This is a genomic window from Streptomyces sp. NPDC048295 (assembly GCF_040652135.1).
Classification (GTDB): domain Bacteria; phylum Actinomycetota; class Actinomycetes; order Streptomycetales; family Streptomycetaceae; genus Streptomyces.
In genome coordinates this window covers 294,375-306,713 of record NZ_JBEZLL010000008.1, presented here as the reverse complement: position 1 = coordinate 306,713, position 12,339 = coordinate 294,375, and the positions used below count along the sequence as shown (strand labels likewise).

9 protein-coding genes are annotated in these 12,339 nt (G+C 71.4%); 1 reads left to right on the top strand and 8 read right to left on the bottom strand.

Annotated elements, in window-relative coordinates:
- Window positions 1–340 precede the first annotated feature (340 nt).
- From AB0D53_RS15160 to AB0D53_RS15130, 7 genes are all read right to left on the bottom strand, one after another.
- Window positions 341–1,315 (bottom strand): BadF/BadG/BcrA/BcrD ATPase family protein, encoded by a 975-nt coding sequence (locus AB0D53_RS15160; protein WP_362445476.1) that lies wholly within the window; start codon window positions 1,313–1,315, stop codon window positions 341–343.
- A complete protein-coding gene (locus AB0D53_RS15155; RefSeq protein WP_362445473.1) occupies window positions 1,306–2,571 on the bottom strand; it encodes a 6-phospho-beta-glucosidase in 1,266 nt (421 codons plus the stop codon). Before AB0D53_RS15155 ends, AB0D53_RS15160 begins: the two co-directional genes overlap by 10 nt.
- A 2-nt stretch (window positions 2,572–2,573) precedes the next feature.
- Window positions 2,574–3,476, bottom strand: a complete 903-nt coding sequence (locus AB0D53_RS15150) for a carbohydrate ABC transporter permease (protein ID WP_362445470.1) — start codon at window positions 3,474–3,476, stop codon at window positions 2,574–2,576.
- A gap of 1 nt (window position 3,477) precedes the next feature.
- Window positions 3,478–4,419, bottom strand: a complete 942-nt coding sequence (locus AB0D53_RS15145; RefSeq protein WP_362445467.1) for a sugar ABC transporter permease — start codon at window positions 4,417–4,419, stop codon at window positions 3,478–3,480.
- Window positions 4,420–4,426: 7 nt separating this feature from the next.
- Window positions 4,427–5,764, bottom strand: a complete 1,338-nt coding sequence (locus tag AB0D53_RS15140) for an ABC transporter substrate-binding protein (RefSeq protein WP_362445464.1) — start codon at window positions 5,762–5,764, stop codon at window positions 4,427–4,429.
- A 58-nt stretch (window positions 5,765–5,822) separates the two neighbouring features.
- Complete coding sequence (locus tag AB0D53_RS15135; RefSeq protein WP_362445460.1) at window positions 5,823–7,046, bottom strand: ROK family transcriptional regulator; 1,224 nt, start codon at window positions 7,044–7,046, stop codon at window positions 5,823–5,825.
- Window positions 7,047–7,254: 208 nt separating this feature from the next.
- Window positions 7,255–8,319 carry a mechanosensitive ion channel family protein gene (locus AB0D53_RS15130; RefSeq protein WP_362445457.1) on the bottom strand — a complete coding sequence of 355 codons (1,065 nt, stop codon included), beginning with the start codon at window positions 8,317–8,319 and terminating at the stop codon, window positions 7,255–7,257.
- A 319-nt stretch (window positions 8,320–8,638) separates the two neighbouring features.
- Between AB0D53_RS15130 and AB0D53_RS15125 the strand changes: the two genes are divergently transcribed.
- On the top strand, window positions 8,639–9,175 hold the full coding sequence (locus AB0D53_RS15125) for an HNH endonuclease (RefSeq protein ID WP_329820972.1): 537 nt from the start codon (window positions 8,639–8,641) through the stop codon (window positions 9,173–9,175).
- 44 nt (window positions 9,176–9,219) lie between these two features.
- Here AB0D53_RS15125 and AB0D53_RS15120 read toward each other — a convergent pair whose 3' ends face one another.
- On the bottom strand, window positions 9,220–12,231 hold the full coding sequence (locus AB0D53_RS15120) for a beta-N-acetylglucosaminidase domain-containing protein (RefSeq protein WP_362445453.1): 3,012 nt from the start codon (window positions 12,229–12,231) through the stop codon (window positions 9,220–9,222).
- Between the last annotated feature and the right edge of the window lie 108 nt (window positions 12,232–12,339).

Genomic DNA, 12,339 nt, shown 5'->3' with positions numbered 1-12,339 from the left:
ACTCGACCTCCCCCTCGGTCACTGACGCCGGCCCGACCCCCGGCCGATCGGGGACTGGTGCCCGGCCATGAAGTATGGCCGCAGGGACCGGTATCCACACCATGAACGTCCGGATCCCGCACCGGTCCACGGATGCGCTCACACGCATTCGATCAAGGCCGGCGCCGCCGATCAAGCCGATCGACGGACCAGTAACCGGAGCGGACCGATCTCCCCACTCATGAACACGTCCGGGACAACTGAACGGTTCCCGTGCGCGAGGGGCGTCCCGCGGCGCGAAAACGCGACGGAACGCCCCCAGGGCACCTCGTGGGCCGTGTCGTGGATCACGGACGGCATGTCAGCCGTACTGCGCACGCAGCCTCTCGTGCACCGCGGCGTCCGCGCCCGTGCGGTCCAGGCCCAGCAGCGCGGCCCCCAGCACCGGCGGCCGGGTCACGACCCGGATCTCCGCCTTCGGGGCCCGCACCGCGAGGAGTTCGCCGATCTTCGCGTCCAACTGCGGGTGACGGGCCGCCAGTACGCCGCCGCCCAGCACCACCGGCGCCTCCTCGCCCAGCAGGTCCAGCCTGCCCAGTGCGACCGAGGCCATCGTGACGACCTCCTCCGCCAGCCGGTGCACCAGCGCACCCGCCACCGCGTCCCCGGCCGCCGCGGTCGCGAAGAGCACCGGAGCCAGCTCGTGCCGGCGCTCGAACTCCACCCGGCCCAGATGCAGCGCCTCGATCAGCGCGTACATCGAGCCGAGCCCGAAGTGCTCCGGCAGCGTACGGACCAGCTCGGTCGGCTCACCGCGCCCGTCCTCGGCCCGCGCGGCGAACCACATCGCCTCCTCGGCCAGCCCCGCGCCGCCGCCCCAGTCACCGGAGATCCGGCCTATGGCGGGGAACCGCGCGGTCCGCCCGTCCGGCACCATGCCGACACAGTTGATCCCCGCGCCGCAGACCACGGCCACCCCGCGCGGCTCGTCCACCCCCGCGCGCAGTATCGCGAAGGTGTCGTTGCGCACCTCGACGGTGGCGCCCCAGCCCCGCGCGCGCAGCGCCGCCGCCAACTGCTCCTCCTCCACCGGGAGGTCGGCGTTGGCGAGACAGGCGGACACGTGCGCGACGGGGCCTGCCGGGTCGCCGGAGAGCTCCAGCGCCCGGTCGACGGCCGCGCCGAGGACGTCGACGGCCGCCCCGATGCCCACGGCAGGCGGCTGGAAGCCACCGCCCCGGGCCTTCGAGAGCACCGTTCCGTCCGCACCGATCAGCGCCACGTCGGTCTTGCTGTTCCCCGCGTCGATCGCGAGGACCGAAGCGTTCACGCCCACGCCAGGTGCTCCCGGTTGTGCGCGATCAGCTTGTCGGTGAGCGCCTCGGCGTACTCGAACTGGCCGATCAGCGGGTGCGCGAGCAGCGCCTTGAAGACCCGGTCCCTGCCACCGCGCAGCGCGGCCTCCAGGGCGAGGTCCTCGTACGCCGTCACATTGGCGATCAGACCGGCGTACAACGGGTCCAGCTCGGGAACGGCGAGCGGCGTCGCGCCCGTGCCGTCGACCCGGGCCTGCACCTCGATCACCGCGTCGTCCGGCAGGAACGGCAGCGTGCCCCTGTTGTACGTGTTGACCACCTGCACCGCGGAGCCGCCCGAGCCGAGCAGCGAGGACGCCAGGTCCACGGCCGCCTCCGAGTAGAAGGCGCCGCCTCGCTTGGCGAGCAGCGCGGGCTTCTCGTCCAGCGCCGGATCGCCGTACATGGCGAGGAGTTCCTTCTCCATCGCGGCGACCTCGGCGGCCCGGGACGGCTTGGTGCCGAGCTCCCGCACGACCGCGTCGTGCGCGTAGAAGTAGCGCAGGTAGTACGAGGGGACGACGCCGAGCCGGTCGGTGATGGCCCGCGGCATGCGCAGGTCGTCCGCGATCGTGTCGCCGTGCTCGGCGAGCAGCTTCGGCAGGACGTTCTCGCCGTCGGGGCCGCCGAGGCGCACCCCGAGTTCCCAGGTCAGGTGGTTGAGCCCGACGTGGTCGAGGTGGACCTCGGCCGGGGTGACGTCGAGCAGCCGGGCGAACTTCCGCTGGAAGCCGATCGCGACGTTGCACAGGCCGACGGCCTTGTGGCCGGCCTGGAGCAGCGCCCGGGTGACGATGCCGACCGGGTTGGTGAAGTCGATGATCCAGGCATCGGGGTTGGTACGGCGGACCCGCTCGGCGATGTCCAGGACGACCGGCACGGTGCGCATCGCCTTGGCGAGGCCGCCGGCGCCGGTGGTCTCCTGGCCGATGCAGCCGCACTCCAGCGGCCAGGTCTCGTCCTGGTTGCGGGCGGCCTGGCCGCCGACGCGCAGCTGGAGCAGGACCGCGTCGGCGTCGGCGACGCCCGCGTCGAGGTCCGAGGTGGTGACGATCCGCCCCGGGTGGCCCTGCTTGGCGAAGATCCGCCGGGCGAGGCCGCCGACGAGTTCCAGGCGGTCGGCCGCCGGGTCGACGAGCACCAGCTCCTCGATGGGCAGCGTGTCCCGCAACCGGGCGAAGCCGTCGATCAGTTCAGGTGTGTAGGTGGACCCGCCACCAACTACTGCGAGCTTCATAGTCAGCCCTTTACTCCGGTCAGTGTGACGCCCTCGACGAATGCCTTCTGTGCGAAGAAGAAGACGAGGATCACGGGGGCCATGACCAGTACGGTCGCGGCCATGGTCAGGTTCCAGTCGGTGTGGTGTGCGCTCTTGAAGGACTCCAGGCCGTAACTGAGTGTCCAGGCGGCCGGGTTCTCCGAGGCGTAGATCTGCGGGCCGAAGTAGTCGTTCCAGGCGTAGAAGAACTGGAAGAGGGCCACGGCGGCGATACCCGGCTTCGCCATCGGCACGACGACCCGGAGCAGGGTGCGCAGTTCGCCGCAGCCGTCGACCTTCGCCGCGTCGAGGTACTCGTTCGGGATGGTCAGCAGGAACTGCCGCAGCAGGAAGATGGAGAACGCGTCGCCGAAGGCCATCGGGATGATCAGCGGCCAGAGCGTGCCGGACAGGTCCAGCTGCTTGGCCCAGAACAGGTACATCGGGATGACGACGACCTGCGGCGGCAGCATCATCATCGAGATGACCAGCATCAGCGACAGATGCCGGCCGCGGAAGCGGAACTTGGCGAGCGCGTACGCCACGGGCAGCGACGACACGACCGTGAGGACGGTGCCGAGACCCGCGTACAGCAGGGTGTTCCGCCACCAGGTCAGGAAGCCGTCGGTCTCGAAGACCCGCTGGTAGTTGCTCCACTCGAAGGGGTGCGGCCACAGATCGCGGGTCAGCGTCTGCTGGCCGTTCATCAGCGAGGTGAGCACCAGGAAGACGAACGGCAGCACGAAGAAGAGCGCGGCGGCGACCCCGAGCGAGTGCACGGCGATCCAGTTCAGCAGCGTCCTGCGGCGCGCGACGCGTTCGGCCGGGGTGACCGGGCCGGTCGCGGGGCCGGTTTCCTTGACGGCGTCGAGTACCTGCGCCACGTCACTCACCTGCCTGGATCAGTCCGCTGCGGCGCCGCATCAGCAGTGCGGTGAACGCCATGGCGAGTACGAAGAGAACGAGCGCGACCACGCAGGCGGAGCCGTAGTCGAAGCGCTGGAAACCGAGGTTGTAGACGAGCTGCGGAAGCGTCAGTGTCGACTTGTCGGGATAGCCCGGTTCGAACTGCTGCCCGGAGCCGCCCATCACGCCCGAGGCGACCTTCCCGGCCACGAATGGCTGGGTGTAGTACTGCATCGTCTGGATGATCCCGGTGACCACCGCGAACATGATGATCGGCGAGATGTTCGGCAGGGTGACGAAGCGGAACCGCTGGAACGAGGTCGCCCCGTCCAGCTCCGCCGCCTCGTACTGCTCCTTCGGTACGTCGAGCAGGGCGGCCATGAAGATCACCATCAGATCGCCCACCCCCCACACCGCGAGCGCGGTCAGGGCAGGCTTGGACCAGGCGGCGTCGGTGAACCAGCCGGGCGTGGGGAGCCCCAGCTCGCCGAGGATCGAATTGACCGGCCCGGTACCCGGGTTGAGCAGGAAGACGAAGCCGAGGGTCGCCGCGACCGGCGGGGCCAGGTACGGCAGGTAGAACAGGGTGCGGAAGACCCCGGCGCCCGTCTTGATCCGGGTGATCAGCAGTCCGACACCGAGGCCGAACACCACCCGGCAGGTGACCAGGACCACGACCAGCCAGAGCGTGTTGCGCAGCGCCGGCCAGAACAGCGGGTACTCGTTGAAGACGTACGACCAGTTCTTCAGCCCGCTGAACACGGGGGCGGTGAAACCGTCGTAGTCGGTGAAGGAGAAGTAGACGGTGGAGATCAGCGGATAGGCGAAGAAGACGCAGAATCCGATCAGCCACGGTGACATGAAGGCCGCGGTCCGCAGCGCCGAGCGGCGGCGCTTCGAACGGAGTGTGTAGGTGGTCATCGCGGTTCTACTTCGCCTGCGCGATCGCCGCGTCGATTTCCTCGGCGGTCTTCTCCAGACCCGCCTTGATGTCCTTCTGCCTGCCCTTCTCGATGTCGAATCCGAGGTTCTGCAGGGAGGTCAGGTAGGCACCGCCGTTCACCGAGGGCGGGGTGGTGGTGCTGTCCGGGTTCGCGGCGATGTCCAGGAAGGTCTTGAACCGCGGGTCGTACTTCAGCTTCGGCGACTTCAGCGCCGCCAGGGTCGACGGCACGTTGTGGATGGAGTTGGCGAAGTTCACCACGGCGTCGGTGTCGGTGGTCATGAACTTGACCAGCTCCCAGGCCGCGTTCTGCTTCTTCGAGGTGGCGGCGATCCCGGCGATGGTGCCGGTCAGATATCCCTTGCCGTAGCTGTCGGCCTGGTCGTCGGCGACGGGCAGCGGGGCGACCCCGATCTCGAACCCCGGCTTGGCCTCCTCGGCCATCCCCAGCCGCCACTCGCCGTCCATCTGCATCGCCACCTGGCCGGTGTGGAACGGGTGCTTGGCCCCCCACTCGTCGCCGAAGGACGTACGGAACTTCTCCAGCTTCTCGTAGCCGCCCAGGTCGTCGACCAGCTTCTTCTGGGTCGTGAGCATGTCGGCGAACGACGGGTCCTTGGCGATGTTCGACTTGCCGTCCGCGTCGAAGTACTTCGGGTCCCAGGAGCCGAGGTAGTGCTCGGTCGTCGTCTCGTAGCCGTGGTAGTTCGGCATGAAGCCGAGCCGCTCGTACGAGTCGCCCTTGGTCTTCGTCAGCTTCTTGGCGTCCTCGGCCAGCTCCGACCAGGTCCTCGGCGGCCTGGTGATCTTGGCCGCGGCGAAGGCGTCCTTGTTGTAGTAGAGGCCGTACGCGTCACCGAGCAGCGGCACGGTGCAGCGCACCCCCTCGAACTGGGTGTACTCGTTCATCGCCTTCGGGAAGGTCTTGTCCGGGTCGATCCCGTCCTTCTTCAGGAAGGGGGCGAGGTCGATGAACGCCTTCGACGAACAGAACTTGCCGACGTTGTTCGTGGTGAACGACGAGACGACGTCCGGGGCGTTCGAGCCGCCCGCCCGCAGCGCCTGGTTGATCTTGTCGTCGGTCATGCCGCCGACGACCTTCACGTGGATGTTGGGGTGCGCCTTCTGGAAGGCGGCCACCGACGCCTCGATGCCCGCGACCTCGTTCGGGGAGTTCCAGCCGTGCCAGAACGTGATGGTCGTCTCCTTGGACGGGTCATCGCTGGCACCGGACCCGCTCTGGCCCGTACAGGCCGAGGCGAGCAGAGATATGGCGGCGGTCGCGGCGAGCGCGGCGGCCGTCTTCCGGCGGTTTCCGGACATGGCGGTCTCCCGGTGGAGGATGGGGGCGGGGTACGGAGGAGGGCAGGCCGAGAAGGGGTCAACGGGACGTGTCGAAGACTTCGTCACGAGTGGTGGCGAGCGCGCTCTCCAGCGCGCCGCGCAGTACGGGGCGGTGCTTCACTTCCCCGGCGATCAGCCGGGGCCGGGAGGCCGCCAGCTCGGTGAGCTCGGATGCCACCCGGCAGCGCAGTTGTTCGCCGCCGGCCGCGATGACCTCACCGGACAGCACGACGACCTCCGGGTCGAGCACGGCGGTCAGGGAGGCGAGACCGGTCGCGAGACCGGTGGCGAACAGATCGAGGAGCCGGGGGTACGGGCCGGCCTCGCCGGCCTCGGCGGCCTCGGCGGCGCGGGCGAGCAGCCGGGCGGCGACCTCGTGATGGGTGCCGGGGGCGCGGATCGGCTCGTCGTCGATGCCGAGCTCCCGGCCCAGCCGGGACAGCACCTGAGCACCCGCCAGTTCCTGGAAGCCGCCCGCGTTGACCTTGGTCACCTGACGGACCAGCGGGGCGCCCGGCACCGGCAGGAAACCCACCTCGCCGGCGCCGCCGGTGAAGCCGCGGTGCAGCCGTCCGTTGATGACGAGGGCGGCACCGAGCCCCTCCTCGTTCCACAGCAGGACGAAGTCCTCGTGCCCCCGCGCCGCGCCCAGCCGCTGCTCGGCCACCGCGACCAGGTTCACGTCGTTCTCGTACTCCACCGGCATCGGCAGGAAGGCGGCCAGCTCCTCCAGCAACGTGGGGGAGTGCCAGCCCGGCAGGTGCGAGGCGTACCGCAGCCGCCCGGTGCCGGGGTCGAAGGCGCCCGGGGTGCCGATGACGACCCGGTGCACATCGGATCGGGTGAGCCCGGCGTCCTTCACCGCCCCGTCCAGTGCCTCGGCCACCTGCCGCACCACACTGTCGGCGCGCCGCCCCGGGGTGCGCAGCTCGAACTCCCCGACCGTCTCCCCGGTCACATCGGCGACGGCCGCGACGATCCGGCGGGCGTTCACGTCCAGTCCCGCGACATGCGCGGCCCGCGCGTTCACCCCGTACAGCTGCGCGTTGGGCCCGGGCCGCCCGGCCACGGTCCCGGTGGCGACGACCAGCCCGGCCGCCTCCAGCCGCGCCAGCAACTGCGAGGCGGTGGGCTTGGAGAGCCCGGTCAGCTTCCCGATCCTGGTCCGCGAGAGGGGGCCGTGCTCCAGCAGCAGATCGAGGGCGGCCCGGTCGTTCATGGCCCGCAGAACGCGGGGGGTACCCGGTGTGGTTCCGGCCATGAGCGCTGCACCTGCCCTCTGTTAGGAAAGTTTCCTATTCGGTGAGAGGACGGTATGCGCGCGTCACCTGGCCGTCAATGGGCAGCGCCGCGGTGGCAACCAAAGCGTTACCTGGAACACTTCCGGAATTTCCGGGTCCATGGTGAGGCATGCCCAACCGGTTCGTCGGTGAACCGAGTTGGAACGGCGTCGGCCCGCCCGGCGCGGGCTACTTCGAGATGTTCGGCGGGGTGATCGGGGCCGTGGCCAGGGACTGCGGGGAAGTGGTCGAGGCGTAGGCCGAGGGGGCGGCCATACCGGCCGCCGGGTCGGGGCCGGAGGGCTCGTCCGCCTGGGCCGGGACACCGCCGACGATGCGGATGCCCGCCTCGTCGAAGGCCTGCTTGATCCGCCAGCGCAGCTCGCGCTCCACACCCAGGGCCTTGCCGGGCATCGTCTTCGCGCTCAGCCGGACCGTCATCGAGTCCAGGAGCACCGAGTTCAGCCCCAGGATCTCCACCGGGCCCCACAGGCGCTCGTTCCAGGGGTCCTCCTTGGCCATCGCCGCGGCGGCCTCGGTGATCACCGCACGTACCTTGCCGAGGTCCTCCGTCGGGCGCACCATCACATCGATGCCGGCCGTCGACCAGCCCTGGCTGAGGTTGCCGATCCGCTTCACCTCGCCGTTGCGCACGTACCAGATCTCGCCGTTGTCGCCGCGCAGCTTCGTGACCCGCAGACCGACCTCGATGACCTCGCCGGAGGCGACGCCCGCGTCGACGGTGTCGCCGACGCCGTACTGGTCCTCCAGGATCATGAAGACACCGGAGAGGAAGTCGGTGACCAGGTTGCGCGCACCGAAACCGATCGCCACACCGGCCACCCCGGCGGAGGCCAGCAGCGGGGCCAGGTTGATCTCGAACGCGCCCAGGATCATCAGCATGGCCGTGCCGAGGATCAGGAACGACGCGACCGAGCGGAGTACGGAGCCGATCGCCTCCGAGCGCTGACGGCGGCGTTCCGCGTTGACCAGCAGCCCGCCCAGCGTGGTGCCCTCGACCGCCTGGGCACTGCGGTTCATCCGTTCTATGAGCTTGGTCAGCGCACGCCGGACCGCGATGCGCAACATGACCGCGACGGCCGCGATGAGCATGATCCGCAGGCCGGTGCTCAGCCAGGTGGACCAGTTCTCCTGCACCCAGCTCGCTGCGTCGCCGGCCTGCTTGGCGGCATCGTCCAGCGAGCTGCCGGGCTCGGGCGACGGGGCTGCGGCCAACAGGGCGGACAGGGACACGGTGAGACCTCCAGATGGGCGACGGCCGTCCGACCACATTAACGGGGTATCCGGAATGCTCCGTTGCCCCGACAGAGCGGCGGGAAACGCATCAATCGGGGGATACCGAGGGCGGTGGGCGGCGGCGGGACGGTACCGGCGGCGGCCTCCTGTGGCCGATCGCACACCCGGCGGGGCCGCCCGGCGCCCGTGGCAGGGCGAAAATCCTTCCGGCCCGTTACCCGCACGTGGTGGCGCTTCCACCAGGCAGGAGTAGAGACTGAGATCGGATCGTCCCGGCGCGAGCCACGCGCCGCCGGCGTACAAGGAGGCATCCACCGTGCCGCATGTCCTGGTTCTCAACGCGTCGTACGAGCCACTCGGCGTCGTACCGCTCCGCCGCGCGCTCGTCCTCGTCCTCGAAAACAAGGCCATCTGCCTAGAGGAGTCCGGCGCCTTCATGCACAGTGCCACCCGGGCCGTCCCGGCGCCCAGCGTCGTCCGCCTGAAGCGGTTCGTACGGGTTCCCTACCGGGGGCCCGTACCGCTGACCCGCAGGGCGCTGTTCGCCCGGGACGGGGGCCGCTGCATGTACTGCGGCGCCGCCGCGACCAGCGTCGACCACGTGATTCCGCGCAGCCGCGGCGGACAGCACGTCTGGGACAACGTGGTGGCGGCCTGTCGCCGCTGCAACCACTTCAAGGCGGACCGGCACCTGCCGGAGCTCGGCTGGCGGCTGCACCAGCAGCCCGCCCCGCCGACGGGGCTCGCCTGGCGGATCATCGGCACGGGACACCGCGACCCGCGCTGGCTGCCGTACTTGCAACCGTTCGGAGCGGACGACGCCATGGCCCGGATCGACGGCATCTCAGCCTGAGAGATCCGGGCCTTCTGCGTCCCGGGGCAAAAAGGGCCGGACCGTTACTCCGTCGGGGCGACGGCGTACGCCTCCACCGACCAGAGGGAATAGCCGAACTCGGTGCCCCGGGCATCGCCCTGGACCCTGAGGTAGCGGGCGTCCTTCGCGTCCATCCGGACCGACTCGCGCCCGCCCCTGCCGTCCCGGACGGTCGCCGCCGTGCGCCAGCTGCGGCCGTCCGAGGAGACCTGGACGCGGTAGCGGGTGGCGTACGCGTCCTGCCAGTGCAGCACCACCTGGCCTATCCGGGCGGCCCGCGGCAGTCGTGCCTGCCACCAGGCGCCGTCCTCGGCCGGTGAGGACCAGCGGGTCTCCGGATCGCCGTCGGAGGCGGCCGCCGCCGGGAAGTCCGGGGTCTCGTCGCCGGACGAGGACGCGGTGGCGGTGCGCAGCAGATCGGGGCCCGCGGTGCGCGGGAACGCCCGGACGGTGAGCGTGCTGCGTTCGTCGCCGAAGCTGAACGGCACCTCGTACTCCCCGGCCGGGGTGCCCGCCGGGACCGTGATCTCCACGGGCACGTCGGTGCGGGAGCCGCGCGGCACCCGCGTCTGCTTCGGGACCTCCACCTTGATGCCCTTGGGCGCCTTCGCGGTGAGCGCGCCGCGCACCTCGGCGGGGCGGCGGGCGGCGAGGCGCGCCTCGACCCGCTGCGGCCCGCCGCCGATCTCGGCGTCCGTCTCACCGCGTGCCAGATCGAGCCGGGCCGCGGGCTCGTCCCCGAACCAGGGCACGAGCGCGTGCACCCGCGGAGCCGGCAGCGGGGCGCTCCCGGAGGCTCCGCCTCCCGGTGCCATCGGCGCCACCGTGCGGGAGACGACCGGGGGCATCGCCGGGACGCCCGTGGGCCGGCTGATCCGGATCGCGTCGGCCCGCAGCCCCTTCGCCGCCGTCTGGGTCCAGCCGCTCGCCGACAGCGCGCCCAGGCGGCGCCAGCCCTCGCCGGGCACATGGGCCTCCAGCACCGCGCCGTCCACCGCGCCGCCGGGCACGGTCATCGCCGTCACGGTCTGAACCGGGCGGGCCCGGTTCAGACGGACCGTGTAGCTGCCCGGGGCCTTCGTGACCGTACCGGCGTCGCGGTCCGCGCCCGTCCAGGCGTCCGCCTCCCGGCGCACCCGGTCCAGGAACGGGCCCAGCACCCCCTTGCCGACCGTCGCACCGCCCGCCTTGGCGGCCTTGCGCACCGGCTCCAGGGCCAGCGAGGCCTTCCACGCGGCGTCACCGTCGCCGCGCGACTGCGCCTGGAGCAGATCGACGGCCAGTTCACCCGCCCGGCCGTACCGGGACAACTGCTCCGTCCACGGCCGTACTTCCTCGTCCAGGCGCCCGTCCGCCAGGCCCTTCAGCCGCTGCGGGGCCTCCCGCATCACGGTGAACGCCTCCCGCAGCCTGCGCGCCGCGCCGGCCCGCTCCGTGGCGTCGTGCCCCGCGCGGGCCTTCCAGAACGCGGCCAGCAGCGGCCGCAGATACGCGGACTCGTCGCCGCCCAGCACGGACGTCGCGCTGTTCCCGGCCAGCGCCCGCAGCGCGTCCCTGGTGCGCGGGTCGCCGCCCGCCAGGTCGTCGATCGCCGCCTGCCAGGACTCCTGCGGCCGGTAACCCCTCGGGTTCCAGGCGAAGTCGGCGGCGGTGAACAGGGGGATGCGGGACGCGGACGGCTGTTCCATCGCGTTGGCGAGCAGCGCCGCGGACCCGATGGCCACCGCGGGATCCCGGCCGGTGTACGGGCCGAGGAATATCCGGTCCTGCGCGTAGTCGTTGACCGGATAGTTGTCCATCGTGACCAGCGGATGCCCGAACGCGGCGCGGGCACCGGCCAGCTCCCCGCCGGTGATGGTCCTCGGCACGACCCCGACGCCGGTCCAGGCGATCTGGACCCGGTCGTCCAGTTCCTCGGCGAGCGCCTCGCGGTACTCGGTGGACCCGTCCTGGTAGAACTCCGTCGGCATCACCGACAGCGGCTGCGAACCCGGATACCGGTCCGCGAGATGGCGCGCCACCTCGCCGGCCACCCGCGCCTGCGCCCCGGCCGCCGCCCGCGGGCCGCTGCCGAAGGTGTCGGCGTCGCTGTCGCAGTGCCATTCGCTGTAGCTGACGTCCTGGAACTGGAGCTGGAAGGCCCGCACGCCCAGTGCCCACATCGCGTCGAGCTTCTTCGTCAGCGCCTTCACGTCGCCGGCCGAGGACATGCACATGGCCTGGCCGGGGGAGACGGCCCAGCCGAGCGTCACATGTTCGGCGCGGGCCCGCTCGGCCAGCGCCCGGAAGCCGGCCCGCCGGCCGGCCGGGTAGGGATCGCGCCAACGGGCCTGGCGGTACGGATCGTCACCCGCCGCGTACAGGTACCTGTTCTGCTTGGTGCGACCCATGAAGCCGATCTGGGCCAGCCGCTCCTCGTGGGTCCACGGCTGCCCGTAGAAGCCCTCGGTCATGCCGCGCACGGCGGTGCCCGGCCAGTCCCTGACGGTGACGCCGGCGACGCTCCTGTCCCGCACCAGCTGACGCAGTGTCTGCACGCCGTGGAAGAGGCCGTCCTCGCCGACACCGTCCACGGCGACGGTGTCCCGGCCCGCGACCCGGCCGACCGCGATCCGGTAGCCCCCGGAGGGCAGGTCGCCGCGCGCGGGGGCGCGCAGGGTGCGCAGCGCGTCCCGGGCGCCGTCGCCGCCGAGCCTGATGACCGGGCCGCGGCCCGGCAGCGCCTCGTGGACGGTCCGCACGCCCGCGTCCCGCAGGACCTGCCGGAGCGCGTCGACCGCGTACGGATCGGCGTGGGCGCCGGCCACGAGGGTGGCCTCGGCGGAGAGCGGTACGGACGCCCCGGCGGCCTCGATGGACTGCGGCCGGGGCCATACGGAGGGCAGTGCGGCGTCGTCCGTGCGGTCGGGGTTGGTGACGGCGGTGGAACCGGGCGCGGAAGGGGCCGCGACGGCGGCCGGGGTGCCCGTGGAGAGCAGTCCGCCGAGCACGGCGACCGCGATGGCCGTTGCCTGCGTTCCGCGCCTGAGCCGCATCGCTCGTCTCCCTCGTTCCCGCCGGTGGCCTCCGAGCCCACCACCCGCGCGCGAGGGTGTCAATGCGCGCGGGTGGTGTGCCGGAAATGCCCGATGCCGCAGGTGGGG